This is a genomic window from Mycobacterium heidelbergense (assembly GCF_010730745.1).
Classification (GTDB): Bacteria; Actinomycetota; Actinomycetes; order Mycobacteriales; family Mycobacteriaceae; genus Mycobacterium; species Mycobacterium heidelbergense.
On record NZ_AP022615.1, the window covers coordinates 753754 to 770925 of the forward strand.

Consider the following 17172-nt stretch of genomic DNA (forward strand, 5'->3'; position numbering starts at 1 on the left):
CGAGCGGGCAGCCGAGCGGTTTATCCCCGGTTCAGTTAAAGAAACCCGACTGGTGGTTGCTCCGGTTGAAGACGCCCGAGTCGTTGTCGCCCGTGTTCCCGAAGCCCGAGTTGTTCACACCGGCATTGGACAGACCCGAGTCGAAGCCGCCCGAGTTGCCCCAGCCCGTGTTCTCGCCGGCGCCCGAGTTATTGAAGCCGACGTTGTAGGCACCGTTGCTGGAGGGTCCGGAGTTCTCGCCGGTGCCCGAGTTGAAGAAGCCCACGTTATTGCCGGTGCCCGAGTTGAAGAAGCCCACGTCACCGCCGTTGCCCGAGTTGTAGAAGCCCGAGTCACCGCCGGCGCCCGAGTTCCCGACGCCCGACACGATCGACGTGCCCTGCGCGTTGTCGAAGCCCGAGGCGTTCGTGGCGGCGTTGCCATAGCCCGAGGTGTAATCGCCCGAGTTGAAGAAGCCCGAGCTGTGGGCGCCCGAGTTACCCCAGCCCGAAACCGTACCGAGGTCGGCCGCGCTGCCGAAGCCCGTGACGCCGCTTCCCGCGTTCCAGAAGCCCGTGTTGAAGTCTCCGGAGTTCCCAATGCCGGTGTTGACGGTGCCCGAATTGAAGAAGCCCACGTTGCCGGTGTACGAGTTGAACGCCCCGCCGCTACCCGCGTGAGTGCCGCCGGAGTTGAAGGCGCCCATGTTCAGGAAGCCCGAGTTGAAGCTGCCCGTGTTGACGGAGCCCGAGTTTCCGACACCGGTGTCGTAGTAGCCGGCGTTCGCGTAACCGACGTTCTGCAGGCCCGCGTTGAGGTAGCCCATGTCGTAGTTTCCGGCGTTCAGCGCGCCCGCGGTGTGGGCGCCCGCGTTCGCCAGGCCCATGTCGTAGGAGCCCGGGTTGAGGATGCCGGTGTCATAGCTGCCCGCGTTGAACAGGCCGGTGTCAAAGGTGCCCGAGTTGAACAGGCCGGTGTTGAAGCTGCCCGAGTTGAAGATTCCCGAGTTGGCCGCGCCGGTGTTGAACAGGCCCCAGTTTCCGCCGCCGCCCAGGCCCGGGATTCCGCCGCCCGAGTTGAAGAACCCGGAGTTGTTGACGCCCGAGTTGAAGAGGCCGACGTTGCCGCTGCCGGAGTTGAACCCGCCGAAACCTATCTGGTTGTCGCCGGTGATCCCGATGCCGATGTCGTGGCTGCCGGTATTCGCCAGGCCGAAGTCGAAGCTGCCGGTGTTGGCCAGGCCGAGGTTGAAGCTGCCGCTGTTCCCGAAGCCGATATTCCAGCTGCTGGTATTGAAGTTCAGCCCACCGATGCCGATCTCGTTGTTGCCGGTCAGCCCGATGCCGATGTCCCCGCTGCCGTTGTTGCCAAAGCCGATGTTGTTGTTGCCGACGTTCGCGAAACCGAGGTTGCTGCTGCCGGTGTTTGCGGAGCCGACGTTGCCGCTGCCCAAGTTGCCGCTACCCAGGTTGTAGCTGCCGACGTTCCCGTTACCCAGGTTGTAGTTGGACGGCGTGCTGATGTGGGTGCTTCCGTCCCCGCCCAGCGGACGGCTCCAGGCGCTCCCGTTACCGAAACCGAAGTTGTAGTTGCCGAAGTTGCCGGAGCCGATGTTGCCGCTGCCGGAGTTGCCGGCGCCCACGTTGACGGTGCCGGTGTTTCCGCTGCCCAGGTTGTAGCTGCCGGTGTTGCCGGTCCCCGCGTTGGTGTTACCGGTGTTTCCGCTGCCCAGGTTGAAGTTGCCGATATTGCCCAGGCCCAGGTTGATGCCGCTGAGCTGGGCGCTGACCTGAGCCGGCAGGCTCTGCAGCAGCTGTGGCAGCGACGTCAATTCGGCGGCGGCCGCGGACGCCCCGCCGTGATAGCCCACCATCGCGGACACATCGGCGGCCCACATCTGCTCGTAGTCGGACTCCGCCGCCGCGATCGCCGGCGCGTTCTGCCCGAACAGATTCGACATCACCAACTGCACAAAGCTGGAGCGGTTCGCCGCCACCACCACCGGATGCACCGTCGCCGACAACGCCGACTCGAACGCGCTCGCCACCGCCTTGGCCTGCGCGGCCGCCCCCGACGCCTGCGTCGCCGCCGCGCTCAGCCATCCCGAATAGGGGGCGGCCGCCGCGGCCATCGCCGTGGACGCCGGACCCTGCCACGCCCCGCCCACCAGATTGGACGTCACCGACGAAAACGACTCCGCCGCGGATCCCAGCTCGGAAGCCAACCCGTCCCAGGCCGCCGCGGCCTCCAGCATCGGAGCGGAACCCGGCCCCGAGAACATCAGCAACGATGTGATTTCCGGCGCAGCCGTCAAGAAGCTCATCAGCTCGTCCTTTCCATCCGTGACGACGCGAGTATTTCGTCGCCCCGGGGACCGCGCGTCCCAATCCGCACATCATCCACCGGCGACAACAAACTCTAGGAAATCGCGGCAGAAATATCCGGGGTTTCGCAAATCCTTTTTGAAAAGTTCAGCCAGAACTCGGGTAATCGTTGCGTCGGACAGGCGTCAACTCAGAAACGGGCGCGCCGCAAAGACGTAGATCGCCAGGACCGCGAGCGGTGCGGCGAGAGGCAGCCAGGGTAACTGCAGCGGGAACGACGTCGCAACCAACCCCGCGGACGTAAACCCAACGGCGGCAACGACTGTCGGCCAGCTCCAGATCACGGCGCCGACGGGCGCGGCGGCCGCGTGGCGGCACACCAGATAGGCGGCGGCGCAAAGCCCGGACCAGGCGGCGAACACGGGCGAGGGGTCGGACAGGGCGATCGTGATCACCGACAGCAGCACGGCAAGCGTTGCGGCGCGGCGAAATGCGAGCCCGGCACCCACCGTGATGGCCGAGAGCGCGCCCGCGACGACGGCCGGCCCGTGCGAGCCGACGACGGCCAAGCCGACCATCAGCAGACCGAAAATGGTCGAGAGAACCAATGGCGACGAACGCGCGATCGAATTCATGCCGCCGCTATCCCCTCAGCCGTCCCCGCACGCGATGGCGGCGGTCCGGCAGCACGCCCAGCGACTGCTCCAAAGTGCTGTCCCCACGCCAGGACACGATGTCGACACCGACGGTGGCCATGTCGCGATACATCGCCGCGCGCTGCAGCGACCACATCCGATCCACGAGGGCGTCGCGCCGGCCCTCGAACGGCGAGCTGTCGAGGACGTCGGCCGCGAGCACGACATGGCCGCGTTTGCGAAGGTCGATCAACGCCAGCGCGAATTCGGTGTCGAGCAGCGTGGAGAACGCGATGACGATCGCCCCCGCGGGGACGGCCGCGCGCGGCGCCAGTGTGCCGGTCGTGTTGTCGAATCGGTCGCCGGCGCCGAGCACGGTGTCGAGAACCCGGTAAAACTGGCGCTGTCCAATGTCGGCGCCAAGCCATCGCGGGCGGTTGCCGCCGAGGGCGACGATCCCGGCACGATCGCCGTGCCGCAACGCGGTCTGCACCACCTGCGCGGCGCCGCGCACGACTCGTTCGGTGGCCTGGGTCGCCGGACCCGCGGGCTGCCGATAGGCGTCGATCAGCACCACCACGTCGGCGGCGCGATCGGTGAGTCGCTGCGTCACGTGCAACCGGCGGCGGCGCGCGCTCACCGACCAGTTCACCGCCCGCAGCTGGTCGCCGGGCACATAGGGCCGAATGTCCGCATACTCGACGCCCGGGCCGATGTGCCCGGTGAGGTGGGCGCCCAGGCGATCGAGCAACTCGGTCCGCGGGATGGGCGTCGACTGCGGCGGCGTCACCGGAAACACGAGGACGTCGGCGGCGTCGACGGTCGCCGTTCCCGCCAGCAGTCCGCCGCGGGCGATCACGTCGACCCGGGCCCGGACGGGATAGCGCCCCCAGCGTCGCGCGCTGGCCGCGACCGTTTTCGCGCGGCGGGAATCCGCATCGAGCACGTCGAACTCCATGCCGGCGACGGCCGGAACCGTCAGCTCGACCGCCGCGGGCCCAGACTCTTCCGTCGCCCACACCGTCAGCCGGGCCCGCTCGTTTTCGAAGCATCGCTGTACGTCGGGCTTCCCGTGCACCCGGATCTTCGGCACGGGCCGCTGCCAGCTGATCGAACACAGCACGCCCAGCAGCGGTGCCGCAAAGGCGATCAACTGCCAGCGGGCGCCGATCACGCCGGCGGCCAGCGCGACCCCGGCGCCGGTCGCGATCGCCCGGGCCAGTCCCGATGCGCGCCAGCGGAACTCGGCCTCGCGGCCCTCGATCACGGCACGCTCATTCGGCACCCTGATGGCCCCCGCCGGTTCGGGGAACCGGCAAGCGCCGCAACAGCTCCCCGACGATGTCGGCGCCCTGGATCTTTCGCACCCACATCTCCGGCCGCAACGTGATCCGGTGCGCGACCGCCGCTACGGCGAGCGCCTTGACGTCTTCGGGGATCACGTAATCGCGACCGAACAACAGGGCGCGGGCCCGCGCGAGTTGAACCAGGTCGAGTTCGGCGCGCGGGCTGGCGCCCACGGCGACCTGCGGATGGTGCCGGGTCGCGGTGGCCAGTGACACCACGTAGTGCAAGACGTCTTCGTGCACGGTCACCTGCTCCACCGACTCGCGCATCGCCAGCAGATCGTGGGCGTCCACCACTTGATTGATCGTCGGTTCGGCCGAGCCGCGCTCGAGGCGGCGGCGCAGCATCGCGGTCTCGTCCCGCTCCGAGAGATAGCGCAGTTCCAACCGGATCGCGAACCGGTCCAGCTGCGCCTCGGGCAGGGGGTAGGTGCCCTCGTACTCGATCGGATTGTCGGTCGCCAGAACGATGAATGGCGCTGACAGCCTATGGGTTTCGCCGTCGATGCTTACCTGGCCTTCGGCCATGGCCTCCAGCAACGCCGCCTGTGTCTTGGGCGGCGTGCGGTTGATCTCGTCGGCAAGCAACAGGTTGGTGAAGATGGGCCCGGCCCGGAACGCGAAGCGGCCCGACTGCATGTCGTAGATCGTCGAGCCGAGCAGATCGGCGGGCAGCAGGTCCGGCGTGAACTGCACCCGGGTGAATCGAAGCCCCAACGCGGCCGCGAAGGACCGTGCGATCAGCGTCTTGCCGAGGCCGGGCAGGTCTTCGATCAGCACGTGGCCACGCGCCAGGACGGCCGTGAGGATGAGGGTGAGCGCCGAGCGCTTCCCCACGACCACCCGTTCGATTTCGTCGAGCACCGCCTCGCAGTGCGTGGTCGTCTGACCAGCTGGCATAGCCGCCGGCAATGTCATACCTGCTCCAACTTTCGCAGAATCTCTTCCAGCACCGCGCGGCCGGGACCGGGTGCGTGGTCACCGGTGCGCGTGACGTTGTTGGGATTGACCCATTCCCACAGTTCGGCGCCGAGAAGCATTCGGCCGCTTGCGTGATACGCCACCGGGTCCTTGGATTGCCTTTGACCCGTTGCTATTTCATACCGGCGCGCGAGCATCGGACGCAGGTGGCGGTCCCAGTCCGCCCGGGTGGAGTCCGACCACCGGATCGTCGTCTCGGTGACGGATAGCCAGCGGCGCAACGAGTCCCCCAGGTCGCCGTGGTCCGGCTCGGCCGCGGGTTCCTTTCCCTGCCCCAGGTAGCGACGGACATTGAGCAGCACCAGGGCCAGGGCGACACCCGACGCGGCCAACAGGAACCGGCGATGGTGCAGCATCAGCGCCAACAGCTCAACCCCGGCGATGAGGCAAACACCCAGGGCGATAATTCTTTTCACGTGTGGCTCCGCAATTCGCCGAGGACGAGCCGCAGCATCCGCACCGCCACCTCGCGATGCCGCTCATTCATCACATGCGGGCTGAAACGCGCCTCCTCGAACAGGTTCACCAGCTGCACTGCGGAATCCGCGTGCAGCGCTTGGCGTTCGACGGCCCGGACCAGCACCTCGGTCGGCGTGTCGAATTCCTGCGGGGCGGCCCCCGGGACGCCGGCGAGCTCACGCTCCATCGCGGCATAGCATGCGATGATCGCCTCGCGGGGTTCCCGGTTGAGGTCGCCGATCTCGGCCAGCCCGACTTCGGCCGCGCGGGCCAGCGATTCCGAACGCGGCGGCGCGGATTCGAGGTGCTCGTCGACGAGGGCGGGCGGCGTCATCGCGCGCCACCGTCGCCGCGAGACGATCACCGATCCGGCGACGAGCAGCAGCAGCATCGGGATCGTGCTGCCGAGCAGGATCCCGAACATGTCGCCCGTGTTGTTGTGCGGGTGTGGCTGCGGCGGCGCGGCGGGGGGATGCTCCGACGGCGGCGCGGCCGGAGCCGGGGTCGGCGATCGAGGCCAGCCGCCGTGGGGCGCCCACAATCGGACCAGAAGCATCACGATCAGCAGCCACGCCGCGATCACCACGAGCCCGATCAGCAACGCGCGCCAACCCGGGCGGCCCTTGCCGGTTCCGAGCATCTCGGACAGGTCGCCCGCTTTGGGTGCCGCCGCACGCGGATCCCGCAGGCGCGCGATGACCGCGATCGCCAGCAGCGCGAGCGTGGCGCTCAGGGCGGCGATGACGAATATCAGCGCCGCTCTACCGCCGCCCGGCGCGGCGCGCATCGCACGGTCTTGGGCCGGCAGGTATCCGCGCAGGGCGGCGGCGACAAAGATCATCAGCACGATCAGGGCAATGACGCGCCCCGTCGACTTGTCAATACCGGGCATCGGCACACCACTCGACCGGTTTGCCCGCGCCGTTGCGGCACGGGCTAGCTTCATACTGGCACGTCAGGCGGCCGTCCCGCCAGGAACGGCGCCCGCGCGGAGTCCGGGTGACTTGTCCACAGTTGGGGTTTTGTGCACAGGTGGGGCGGTGGGATTGTCGGGGCCTCCTGGATTCGCACAGGCGTTCGATAGCGTGGGGGTGTGGGGATCCCGATCAACGCCGAGCAGGCACGCGAGCGGATCAGCGCCGCTCTGGACGCGATCGACGCCGCCCATGACGTGTTGCGCCAGACCTGCTCGGATGTGGTGGGCAATGGTTTCCGGGTCGGGGTCGCCGAGCGGCTCGAAACCCAGGAGCGCACCAACCGCGGGCTGATGTACCGGTTCTTCGGTGAGATCGCCGAACCCCCCGACGGCAGCCAGTGCCTGCCCGCGGTCCGCGAGATGCTGTGGGCGCGCCTGCGGGTGCCCCCCAAAGAGGTCCTGCGCCGCTTTCGGCTCGCCGCCCGTATCCGCCCGCGGCGCTCCCTGACCGGCCCCCCACTACCCCCGGAACTCCCGGAATTAGCGGCCGCCGTCGAGGCCGGCGCGGTCGGCGAAGACCACATCCGCGCCATCTGCACCGCCATCGACGTACTACCCGCCTGCGTCTCGGGCGCCGATGTCGCCGGGGCCGAACACACCCTGGTCACCCACGCACAAAAACTCGACGCCGGCGTCGTAACCAAACTCGGCCAACGCATCGCCGACTACCTCAACCCCGACGGCCGGTTCACCGACGCTGACCGCGCCCGACGCCGCGGCCTACGCCTAAGCCCCCAAGGCCCCGACGGCATGTCCCGACTCACCGGACTCCTGGACCCCGAAACCCGCGCCTACCTCGAAACCATCGACGCCGCCGTACGACCCGGCCGCCACCAACCCGAGGGTGTGGACCCCGAGGGTGTGGACAAGGATCCCGAAGCGCGCGATGAACGCTCAGCCGCCCAACGCAGCCACGACGCCCTCAAACTCGCCCTGCACACCGCGATCGCCTCCGCCAAGCTGGGCACCCACCGCGGCCACCCCGTCACCGTCATCGCCACCACCACCCTGACCGAACTCAACCAAGCCGCCCACGCCGCCACCAACCCCACGATCCCCATGCCCACACCCGCTCACACCGGGGGTGGCTCCCGGCTACCCATGTCGGATCTGATCCGGATGGCCGCCAAGGCTATTCACTACCTGGCAGTCTTCGATGATCACACCGGCCGGCCACTGTATCTGGGCCGGCAAAAGCGCCTCGCCACCGCCGACCAACGACTCATCTGCTACGCCCGCGATCGCGGCTGCACCCGCCCCCACTGCCTCCAACCCGGGTACTACTGCGAGGTCCACCACTGCCCCGACTGGGCCAACGGCGGACAAACCGACGCAGACAAACTCTACTTCGCCTGCGACTGCGACCACGACGGCGCCACCCGCGGCGACTGGCACACCCACATCACCGAGAATGGCCGACTCGCCTGGACCAACGGCACCGGCCCACCGGAAATCAATCACGCCCACCACCCCGAAGAACTCCTCCACAACAACAACCCCGACCCACCCGAGGAGGACACCGGCTGAACACGAGCCGGCCTGTGGGACACTCAGCGTGTGTCGCAGCGTCGTGGCCGGGCCGCGTTCGACGACCGGGCGCCTCGGTATGACGGCGGCTGGCGCGGTCGGCTGCACCATGAGATCGCCGACCGGACCGCCGATCTCGCCGTGGCGACCGCCGGCGCTCCCGGCCACGTGCTGGATGTGGGGTGCGGGACCGGTTACCTGTTGCGCACCCTGGCCCGCCGTTACCCGGAGGCCCAACGGCTTTGCGGTATCGATGCCGCGCCCCAAATGGTCAAAACCGCACTGGCTTTCGCCGATGACGATCGATTGAGCTTCACCGTCGGGGTGGCCGAGCGGCTCGGCTACCCCGACGCCACGTTCGACCTCGTCGTCAGCACGACATCGTTCGACCACTGGACCGATCAGCAAGCGGGACTGGCCGAATGCGCCCGGGTGCTGCGTCCCGGCGGCCACGTGGTGCTCGTCGACCGGTTCTCGCGGTGGTTGTGGCCGACCCTGGCCATCGGCCGCCGGGGTAAAGCCCACACCAAGAGCCACGCCACCGGTCTTGTGCTCCGCGCGGGCTTTGTTTCTCCGCAATGGCACGGGTTGTACGCCGTGATCATCAACGCCGTGACGGCAACCAAGCCGCGGCCCACGGCTAGCTCAGCGTGAACGGCCGGAAGCTGCCGTCGAGCACCTGCAGATGGCCGATCGTGCGCCCGGTGACCACGGCGGGGTCCACCAGCGCCAATTCCACTGCTGCGTGGGCGAATTCGTCGGCCGGGGCGGTATCCACGAATTCCCGGGCGTAGTAAGCCAGGCCCGGCGTAAGAATCGGTTTGGACGGCGACAGCGCGTTTACGGCGACATTGTGGCCGGCGAGATCGAACGCCGCGCACTGGGTCAGGTGCTCGAGGGCCGCTTTGGACCCGCCGTAACCGGGGAGGACTCCGCCGCTGCGGTCCGGGTAGGGCCCGTCGCCGGGCATCCTCGACGCGACCGACGTGATGTTGACGATCGAGCCACCGCCCGCGTCGATCATGTCGGGGCACACCCTTTGCATCAGCTCGTAGGCCACGGCCACCGCCGCCCCCTCCGCGGCGAGGGCCACCGCGATCGCCCGGCCGAGGCCGCGGCTGGCGCCGGTGACGATCGCCGCCCTCCCCGCGAGCCGCTGGGTCATCCCGTCACCCCATGCACGACGATCGCGGTCGTCTGCTCCACCCACGCTTCGTCCAGCTTTTCCTGCGGGCGCAGCAGCATCCGCAGCATCGTCGCTCCCCCGATCAACTCGATCAACCGATCCGGGTCCACGCCTCGATGCGCCTCGCCCCGGTCGACGGCCTCGCGCAGGCGCACCCTGACCGCGGCGAACACGCCGGCGAAGCGCGACATCACCCGGTCGTTGAGGGCGGGATCGGCCGTCATGTCGGCGACCAGACCGGGCAACGCGGCGCGCACCACCGGCGTGGTGAACACGTCGCGGGTGGCCTCGATCATCATCCGGACGTCGGCGGCGATGTCGCCGGCCGGAGTCTCCAACGCGGAAGGCGCCGTCGGGAACACCGCCTCGTGCACCAGCTCGGCCTTGCTCGACCACCGGCGGTACAGCGCCGATTTCGTGGTGCCCGCCCGCTCGGCGACCGCGGCCAGGCTAAGGTTCGAATAGCCGATTTCCACAAGAAGTTCCGCGGTCGCCGACAGGATCGCCGAGTCGATGCGGGGATCCCGGGGGCGGCCGGCGCCGGGGGCCTTGTCAAGGTCGGACGGGTCTGCTTTCATAACGCTACCTACCGTATCGTAATTGCCTCGAAGAAGTCCCGACGAATGGAGGCACCCCGTGGCCACCGAACCGGCGCTCGACAATGTCGAGCGACTTCAGCGCTCCAGCCGCGACGTCACGACGGTGCCGGCGGTGATGTCGCAATGGCTGTCGACCGTGCTACCCGGCGGGGCGAAACCCGAGGTGACCGTGGAAAGCGGCGTCGACTCCACGGGCATGTCGTCGGAAACCATCATCTTGACGACCCGCTGGCAGCGGGACGGGCAGCCGGTCGAGGAAAAGCTGGTGGCCCGGGTCGCGCCCACCGCCGAGGACGTGCAGGTCTTCCCGACCTACCGGCTTGACCACCAGTTCGAGGTGATACGCAAGGTCGGCGAGCTCACCGACGTCCCGGTCCCGCGCGTGCGCTGGCTCGAGACCACCGGCGACGTCCTGGGGACGCCGTTCTTCCTGATGGATCACGTCGACGGTGTGGTGCCCCCCGACGTCATGCCCTACACCTTCGGCGGCAACTGGTTCGCCGACGCGCCCCCCGAGCGCCAGCGCGAATTGCAGGACGCCACGGTCGGGGTGCTTGCGACGCTGCATTCAATCCCCCACGCGGAGAAGACGTTCGCCTTCCTGTCCGAAGGTCAGGACGGCGACACCGCGCTGCGCAGGCACTTCAACTGGGTGCGGTCCTGGTACGACTTCGCGGTGCCCGACATCGGCCGATCGCCGTTGCTGGAGCGGACTTTCGACTGGCTGGAAGACAACTGGCCCGCCGAGACGGCCGCGCGCGAGCCGGTGCTGCTCTGGGGCGACGCGCGGGTGGGCAACGTGTTGTACCGCGACTTCCGACCGGTGGCGGTGCTGGACTGGGAGATGGTCACGCTGGGGCCACGCGAGCTGGATGTCGCGTGGATGATCTTCGCGCACATGGTGTTTCAGGAGTTGGCCGGTCTGGCGACGCTGCCCGGGCTGCCCGGCGTGATGCGCGAGGACGACGTGCGCGCCACCTATAAGGCGCTCACCGGCGTCGAGGTGGGTGACCTGCACTGGTTTTACGCCTACTCGGGGGTGATGTGGGCGTGCGTGTTCATGCGGACCGGCGCCCGACGGGTGCACTTCGGCGAGACCGAGAGACCCGATGATGTCGAGTCGCTGTTCTACCACGCCGGATTGATGAAACGTCTTATCGGAGAGGAAAGTTCATGCTAGGCCCGCTCGACGAGTTCCCGGTACATCAGGTTCCCCAGCCGATCGCGTGGCCCGGTTCGTCGGACCGCAACTTCTATGACCGCTCCTACTTCAACGCCCACGACCGCACCGGCAACATCTTTTTGATCAGCGGCATCGGCTACTACCCCAACCTCGGCGTCAAGGACGCGTTCGTGCTCATCCGGCGCGGTGACACGCAGACCGCGGTGCACGTGTCCGACGCCATCGACCAGGACCGCCTCAACCAGAACGTCAACGGCTACCGGATCGAGGTCATCGAGCCGTTGCGCAAGCTGCGGCTGATCCTCGACGAAACCGAGGGCATCGCGGCCGATCTCACCTGGGAGGGGCTGTTCGACGTCGTCCAGGAGCAGCCGCACCTCCTGCGGTCCGGCAACCGGGTGACGCTGGACGCGCAGCGGTTCGCGCAGCTCGGCACCTGGAGCGGCCGCATCGCCGTCGACGGGGAGGAGATCGCCGTCGACCCCGCGACGTGGCTCGGCAGCCGCGACCGGTCGTGGGGCATAAGGCCGGTCGGCGAGCCGGAGCCGGCCGGTCGGCCGGCAGACCCGCCGTTCGAGGGCATGTGGTGGCTGTACGTGCCGATGGCGTTCGACGACTTCGCCGTCGTGCTGATCATCCAGGAGGAGCCCGACGGGTTCCGCTCGCTCAACGACTGCACCCGGGTGTGGCGCGACGGCCGCGTCGAGCAGCTGGGCTGGCCGCGGGTCACCATCCACTACCGGTCCGGCACCCGCATCCCCACCGGGGCCACGATCGACGCGACCAGACCCGACGGGACCCCGGTCCACTTCGACGTCGAGTCCAGGCTGCCGGTCCCCATCCACGTCGGCGGCGGCTACGGCGGCGACTCGGACTGGTCGCACGGCATGTGGAAGGGCGACAAGTTCGTCGAGCGGCTGACCTATGACATGACCGACCCGGCGATCGTCGCGCGGTCCGGCTTCGGGGTGATCGACCACGTGGGCCGCGCGCTGTGCCGCGACGGCGACGGGAGCCCGGTGGAGGGCTGGGGTCTCTACGAGCACGGCGCGCTGGGCCGCCACGACCCGTCGGGCTTCAAAGACTGGTTAACCGTCGCGCCCTAGCTCGGCCCTAGCGCGTCAATGATCTCTGACAGGGTCGCAAGCCCGATCGGTGACGGCTGATACAGGCACACCGTGTCGGAGACGCCGTCGACCCGATCGCGGATGTGCGCGGCGATCTCGGCGGGCGTGCCGCAGGCGGCCAGGGTGTGCATCATCTCGTCGTCGATCAGCCCGCCCATCTCCTGCCAGCGGCCCTGCTTGGACATCGCGTTGAGCTCGGGCTGCAGGTCCTCCCAGCCGTGCGCGGCCAGGACGGGCCGGTAGGCGGGGGTCGATCCGTAGAACGCGAGCAGCCGCCGGGTGCCCGCGTCGGCGTCGGCGTCGCCCGCCGACACGATGATCTCGGGAATGATCGCGAACTCGTCGGGCGTTCGGCCGCCGGCCCGCAGGCCGTCGCGCACCGCCGGCATCGTGGCATCGTGCAGGAACCGCTTGGAGCCGAACGGCATCACCAGCAGGCCGTCGGCGTGCTCGGCGGCGGCGCGGGTCAGCCGCGGCCCGAGGGCGCCGACATAGATCGGTGGCGGACCGTAAGGGTTTGGGCCGGGGCTGAAGGCCGGCGTCATCAGCGTGTGCCGGTAGTAGTCACCCCGAAAGTCCAAGCGGCCACCGGAATTCCAGGCCTCGAAGATGGCGCGCAGCGCGGCGATCAGCTCGGTCATGCGGGCCACCGGATGGTCGAACTGCGCGCCGAACCGCTTCTCGATCTGTGGGCGGATCTGGGTGCCCAGGCCGAGGAAGAAGCGCCCGCCGCTGAGCAGCTGGTGATCGTTGGCCTGGTGCGCCAGGTGGATCGGATTGCGCGGAAACGCGATGGCCACGTTCGTCATCAGGTCCAGGCCGCCCACCGTGGCCGCCAGCGTCAGCGGGGCGAACACGTCGTGCTGCCCCTCGAACGTGGCAACGCCGCTGGCACCGGCGTCGCGCAGGGCCCGCGCGCGCTCGGCGGCATCGGTGGGCCCGTACAACGCGGTGAAGACTTTCATGTACCTGCTTAACCGTTGCGGGCGGGCGATCGAAAACTTACCTTACGAAACCGCCGAAATGCGGTTGACTAGAGGACGTGACAAAGCCGCCGCGGACCGTCGACGTCGTCGTGGTCGGCGCCGGCTTCGCCGGGCTGGCCGCGGCGCGGGAGCTGGCCCGGCAGGGCTATGACGTGCTGGTCCTCGAGGGCCGTGACCGGGTCGGCGGGCGATCATTCACCGGCAGCGTCGCGGGGTTGCCCGCCGATCTGGGCGGCACGTTCGTCGGCCCGACCCAGGACGCCGTCCTGGCGCTGGCGGCCGAGCTTGCGGTCCCGACCACGCCGACCCACCACGACGGCAAGAACGTCATCCAGTGGCGCGGCTGGGCGCGCCCCTACCACGGCACCATTCCGAAGCTGTCGCTGACCGGATTGCTCGACATCGGCCGGCTGCGTTGGCAATTCGAACGGATCGCCCGCGGCGTCCCGGTGGCGGCCCCGTGGGACGCGCGCCGCGCGCGCCGGCTCGACGGCATGTCGCTGGGCGAGTGGTTGCGCTCGGTGCGCGCCACCGCCTCGTCGCGCGACCTGATGGCCATCGTGGCCCGGGTGACCTGGGGATGTGAACCCGACGACGTGTCGATGCTGCACGCCGCCCGCTACACCCACGCCGCCGGCGGCCTGGACCGGCTGCTCGACGTCGAAAACGGTGCCCAGCAGGACCGATTCCCGGGCGGGACACAGCAGATCGCCGAGGCGGCGGCCGCCGCGCTGGGCGCCCGCGTGGTGCTGGGCGCGCCGGTCCGCCGCATCGACCGCCACGGTGCGGGGGTCACGGTGACGAGCGACGCCGGCTCGGTCGAGGCCGGGTTCGTCATCGTCGCGATCCCGCCGGCCCATCGCGCGTCGATCGAGTTCGCTCCCCCGCTGCCCGCCGAATACGACCAACTCGCCCGGCACTGGCCGCAGGGCCGGCTGAGCAAGGCCTACGCGGCCTACGAGACGCCGTTCTGGCGGGCCGACGGGTTCTCCGGGCAGGCGCTGTCCGACCGGGGCCCGGTGTTCATCACCTTCGACGTCAGCCCGCACGCCGACGGGCCGGGCATCCTGATGGGCTTCGTCGACGCCCGCGCGTTCGACTCGCTTCCCACCGAGCAGCGCCGCCGCGACGCGCTGCGCTGCTTCGCGTCGCTGTTCGGCGACGAGGCGCTCAAACCCCTCGACTATGTCGACCACCGTTGGGGCGCGGAGGGTTTCGCGCCGGGCGGTCCGACCGCGGCGGTGCCGCCGGGATCGTGGACGCGATTCGGGCGGTGGTTGCGCGAGCCGGTCGGTCCGATCCACTGGGCCGGCACCGAGACCGCGGACGAATGGACCGGGTTCCTCGACGGAGCGGTCAGGTCCGGCCAGCGGGCGGCCGCCGAGATCACCGCCCTGCTATGAGCTGATCCGGCGGACCCGGACGTCGCGGCTCACCGATTCGGCGAGTTCCCGCAGCCGGCGGCTCACCTCGCCGGGATGCTCCAGCATCGAGCAGTGGCCGCCGGGCAGCTCGACCAGGCCGACGACGTTGGGCGCGGTCCGGGCGATCCTGCGGGACTGGCCGATCGGCGTCAGCCGATCGCGCTCGCTGCCGATGACCAGGGTCGGCACCGTCAGGCCGTCGAGGTCGAGGTGCCGTGACCCCAACGCGTCGACGAGCATCTTCGCGCAGCCCCCGCGCCCGGCCGGTGGCGTCTGCGCGAACAGCTCGTTGACGACGCGCGCGGCGCCCGGGTCGGCGTCACGCCCGACCGCGAGCATCGCGACCAGGTGGCGGCTCGGGATCCGGGCCGCGGGCGGTAGGGGAAACCCGCCGAACGCGTTGATCAGGGCGCGCGCGGCCAGGACCCGCGCCGGCGAGAACTCGCGCGGCACCGACAGCAGTTTCACCTCGCGCACCAAATCCCCGGTGGTGGTGTTGATCAGCGCCACCGCGTCGGCGCGCCGGCGCACCTTGTGGCGGTAGTGCGCCGACCAGGCGGCGATGGCGATGCCGCCCATCGAGTGTCCGGCCAGCACCGCGCGTTCCCGCGGTGCCAGCGTCGCGTCGAGCACCGAATCCAGGTCGGACGCAAGGTGTTTCAGGCTGTAGCCGCCGCGCCGCGGAACGCCGCTGCGCCCGTGGCCGCGGTGGTCGAACGCGATCACCCGGTAATCGGTGGCCAGGTCCGCGATCTGGTGCGCCCACACCCGGATCGCGCAGGTGATGCCGTGGGTCAGCACGATCGGATAGCCGTCGGGCGGGCCGAATACCTGGGCGTGCAACGGGGTTCCGTCGGTTGCGCGCACGGCCAGGGTGCGGCTTGGCGGTGGTACGTCGGGGAACCACTCAGCCGTGCCAGTCGATCGCCGAGCACCCATCGTCATTCCCCCTCGAACACGGCCGCATCGCCGCACTCCGGTTGGACGCGAGTTTAGCGCGACTTCGACGGTGAATCGGGCCGATTCGGCGAATACACGCCGCGAGTTTCCCGCGGCACCGGGTGCGATGTGAGACGCTGACAGCCGTGTCCCCGATGTCTCGTCGGGAGTTCTTCGCGGCAACGACGGCCGTGGCCGGCGGCGGGTTGGCGGCCGCGTGCGCGCCCCCGGACACCAAGGCGGTGCTCGTCGTTGGCGCCGGCATGGCGGGCCTGTCCGCCGCGCGCAGCCTCGCCGACGCGGGCTGGCCGGTGCGCGTGATCGAGGCCCGCGATCGCATCGGCGGCAGGGTGCACACCGACCGCGAGTGGGGTGTGCCGCTCGAGATGGGCGCGTCCTGGATCCACGGGACGACCGACAATCCGCTGATGGAGCTGGCGCGGAAGGCGCGGGCGCGGCTCGCCCCGACCGACTACTACGGGTGGGCGAAGCTTGCGGTCGATCCCCGACTGGCGCCGCTGCGCTACGACCCGAAAGCCTGGCGCGAGTTCGTGGAACGGGCGCGTGGCCGGGTCGACGGCGGGAGTCTCGGCGCCGCCGTCGACGCCGCGGCGGCCGGGGCACGGCTTTCCGGCGCCGACCGCGCCCAGTTGGCCTTCTATCTGACCACCGAGATCGAGGACGAGTACGCCGCCGACGCGGATCGGCTGTCCGCCACGACATTCGACAAGGGCGATTACGCCGGCGGCGAGCAGGACGTCGTCCTCAGCGGCTACGACGCCCTGCCGCGGCTGCTCGCCGACGGCCTTCGGATCGTGCTGAGTACGCCGGTGACCGCGATCGTGCGACGCGACGACTCCGTCACGGTGCGGGCCGCGAACCGGTCGTTCGAGGGAACCGCCGCGATCGTCACGGTCCCGCTCGGCGTGCTGAAATCCGGTGCGATCGCCTTCGACCCGCCGCTTCCCGACGGGCACGACCGCGCGGTGCATGCGCTGGGCTTCGGCGTGCTGTCCAAGAGCTACTTCCGTTTCGACCGGCGGACGTGGGACGTGGAGAACGCCTTTTACCAGTTCCTCGGCGCCGAGCCGGGCGCCTGGTCGCAGTGGTTCACCCTGCCGGGCGCCGCGGGTCCAATCGTGTTGGCGTTCAACGCCGGTGACCGCGGCCGGTCGGCGGAGACGTCCTCCCCCGGGGATCTGATGGCCGGCGCGCTGCCCGTCGCCCGCCACCTGTTCGGCGACGACATCTCCCCGGTCGAGGTCCGGACGTCGAGTTGGAGCGTCGACCCCTACGCGCGGGGCGCCTACTCGTTCCACGCGCCCGGCTCGGGCCTGGAAGATCGGCGCCGGCTGCAGGAACCGATCGGCGACCGGCTTTACCTGGCGGGCGAGGCCGTCGGCGTCAACAATCCGGCCACCGTGACCGGCGCCGTGGTCAGCGGCCGATTCGCCGCCGGCCAATTGATGCGTCGACTGACTGGGTGACGGCCCGCTCATGG

16 protein-coding genes are annotated in these 17172 nt (G+C 69.5%); 6 read left to right on the forward strand and 10 right to left on the reverse strand.

Annotated elements, in window-relative coordinates:
- Window positions 1-31 precede the first annotated feature (31 nt).
- The 6 genes from G6N25_RS03600 to G6N25_RS03625 form a co-directional block, all read right to left on the reverse strand.
- The gene (locus G6N25_RS03600; protein ID WP_083073870.1) at window positions 32-2302 is read right to left on the reverse strand and encodes a PPE family protein; all 2271 of its coding nucleotides are present in this window, start codon (window positions 2300-2302) and stop codon (window positions 32-34) included.
- A gap of 186 nt (window positions 2303-2488) precedes the next feature.
- Complete coding sequence (locus tag G6N25_RS03605; RefSeq protein ID WP_083073869.1) at window positions 2489-2938, reverse strand: hypothetical protein; 450 nt, start codon at window positions 2936-2938, stop codon at window positions 2489-2491.
- Between the two features lie 7 nt (window positions 2939-2945).
- Window positions 2946-4205 (reverse strand): DUF58 domain-containing protein, encoded by a 1260-nt coding sequence (locus G6N25_RS03610; RefSeq protein WP_083073868.1) that lies wholly within the window; start codon window positions 4203-4205, stop codon window positions 2946-2948.
- Window positions 4206-4212: 7 nt separating this feature from the next.
- On the reverse strand, window positions 4213-5184 hold the full coding sequence (locus G6N25_RS03615; protein WP_372506963.1) for an AAA family ATPase: 972 nt from the start codon (window positions 5182-5184) through the stop codon (window positions 4213-4215).
- A gap of 14 nt (window positions 5185-5198) precedes the next feature.
- Complete coding sequence (locus G6N25_RS03620; protein WP_083073866.1) at window positions 5199-5681, reverse strand: hypothetical protein; 483 nt, start codon at window positions 5679-5681, stop codon at window positions 5199-5201.
- On the reverse strand, window positions 5678-6616 hold the full coding sequence (locus G6N25_RS03625; protein WP_083073913.1) for a DUF4129 domain-containing protein: 939 nt from the start codon (window positions 6614-6616) through the stop codon (window positions 5678-5680). The genes G6N25_RS03620 and G6N25_RS03625 overlap by 4 nt, the downstream gene beginning before the upstream one ends.
- A 201-nt stretch (window positions 6617-6817) precedes the next feature.
- Here G6N25_RS03625 and G6N25_RS03630 point away from each other — a divergent pair, with 201 nt between their 5' ends.
- Window positions 6818-8227 (forward strand): 13E12 repeat family protein, encoded by a 1410-nt coding sequence (locus tag G6N25_RS03630; RefSeq protein WP_083073865.1) that lies wholly within the window; start codon window positions 6818-6820, stop codon window positions 8225-8227.
- Between the two features lie 30 nt (window positions 8228-8257).
- Window positions 8258-8881, forward strand: a complete 624-nt coding sequence (locus tag G6N25_RS03635; protein WP_158084870.1) for a class I SAM-dependent methyltransferase — start codon at window positions 8258-8260, stop codon at window positions 8879-8881.
- Here G6N25_RS03635 and G6N25_RS03640 read toward each other — a convergent pair.
- Both G6N25_RS03640 and G6N25_RS03645 read right to left on the reverse strand, forming a co-directional pair.
- Window positions 8868-9392, reverse strand: coding sequence for an SDR family oxidoreductase (locus G6N25_RS03640; protein WP_083073863.1), 525 nt, complete (start codon window positions 9390-9392; stop codon window positions 8868-8870). The genes G6N25_RS03635 and G6N25_RS03640 overlap by 14 nt on opposite strands.
- Window positions 9389-9991, reverse strand: a complete 603-nt coding sequence (locus G6N25_RS03645) for a TetR/AcrR family transcriptional regulator (protein WP_083073862.1) — start codon at window positions 9989-9991, stop codon at window positions 9389-9391. Before G6N25_RS03645 ends, G6N25_RS03640 begins: the two co-directional genes overlap by 4 nt.
- Before the next feature lie 58 nt (window positions 9992-10049).
- On the opposite strand from G6N25_RS03645, the gene G6N25_RS03650 reads away from it, so the two are divergent.
- Entirely contained in the window at window positions 10050-11192 is a 1143-nt protein-coding gene (locus G6N25_RS03650) for a phosphotransferase family protein (RefSeq protein WP_083073861.1), read from the forward strand.
- Complete coding sequence (locus G6N25_RS03655; RefSeq protein WP_083073860.1) at window positions 11186-12301, forward strand: hypothetical protein; 1116 nt, start codon at window positions 11186-11188, stop codon at window positions 12299-12301. Before G6N25_RS03650 ends, G6N25_RS03655 begins: the two co-directional genes overlap by 7 nt.
- Here the strand turns inward: G6N25_RS03655 and G6N25_RS03660 are convergent.
- Window positions 12298-13287 carry a TIGR03617 family F420-dependent LLM class oxidoreductase gene (locus G6N25_RS03660; protein WP_083073859.1) on the reverse strand — a complete coding sequence of 330 codons (990 nt, stop codon included), beginning with the start codon at window positions 13285-13287 and terminating at the stop codon, window positions 12298-12300. The two genes, G6N25_RS03655 and G6N25_RS03660, sit on opposite strands and share 4 nt — an antisense overlap.
- 77 nt (window positions 13288-13364) lie before the next feature.
- On the opposite strand from G6N25_RS03660, the gene G6N25_RS03665 reads away from it, so the two are divergent.
- Complete coding sequence (locus G6N25_RS03665; protein ID WP_083073858.1) at window positions 13365-14711, forward strand: flavin monoamine oxidase family protein; 1347 nt, start codon at window positions 13365-13367, stop codon at window positions 14709-14711.
- On the opposite strand, the gene G6N25_RS03670 is transcribed toward G6N25_RS03665, so the two are convergent.
- Window positions 14706-15671 (reverse strand): alpha/beta fold hydrolase, encoded by a 966-nt coding sequence (locus G6N25_RS03670; RefSeq protein ID WP_083073912.1) that lies wholly within the window; start codon window positions 15669-15671, stop codon window positions 14706-14708. The two genes, G6N25_RS03665 and G6N25_RS03670, sit on opposite strands and share 6 nt — an antisense overlap.
- A gap of 146 nt (window positions 15672-15817) precedes the next feature.
- Here G6N25_RS03670 and G6N25_RS03675 point away from each other — a divergent pair, with 146 nt between their 5' ends.
- The gene (locus G6N25_RS03675; protein WP_232065694.1) at window positions 15818-17158 is read left to right on the forward strand and encodes a flavin monoamine oxidase family protein; all 1341 of its coding nucleotides are present in this window, start codon (window positions 15818-15820) and stop codon (window positions 17156-17158) included.
- The last annotated feature ends 14 nt before the right edge of the window (window positions 17159-17172 follow it).

Coding starts and splice junctions, on each gene's coding strand:
- G6N25_RS03640 (WP_083073863.1), bottom strand. CDS start 9,392: ATGACCCAGCGGCTCGCGGGGAGGGCGGCGATCGTCACCGGCGCCAGC.
- G6N25_RS03660 (WP_083073859.1), bottom strand. CDS start 13,287: ATGAAAGTCTTCACCGCGTTGTACGGGCCCACCGATGCCGCCGAGCGC.
- G6N25_RS03600 (WP_083073870.1), bottom strand. CDS start 2,302: ATGAGCTTCTTGACGGCTGCGCCGGAAATCACATCGTTGCTGATGTTC.
- G6N25_RS03655 (WP_083073860.1), top strand. CDS start 11,186: ATGCTAGGCCCGCTCGACGAGTTCCCGGTACATCAGGTTCCCCAGCCG.
- G6N25_RS03670 (WP_083073912.1), bottom strand. CDS start 15,671: ATGGGTGCTCGGCGATCGACTGGCACGGCTGAGTGGTTCCCCGACGTA.
- G6N25_RS03645 (WP_083073862.1), bottom strand. CDS start 9,991: ATGAAAGCAGACCCGTCCGACCTTGACAAGGCCCCCGGCGCCGGCCGC.
- G6N25_RS03625 (WP_083073913.1), bottom strand. CDS start 6,616: ATGCCCGGTATTGACAAGTCGACGGGGCGCGTCATTGCCCTGATCGTG.
- G6N25_RS03615 (WP_372506963.1), bottom strand. CDS start 5,184: ATGCCAGCTGGTCAGACGACCACGCACTGCGAGGCGGTGCTCGACGAA.
- G6N25_RS03605 (WP_083073869.1), bottom strand. CDS start 2,938: ATGAATTCGATCGCGCGTTCGTCGCCATTGGTTCTCTCGACCATTTTC.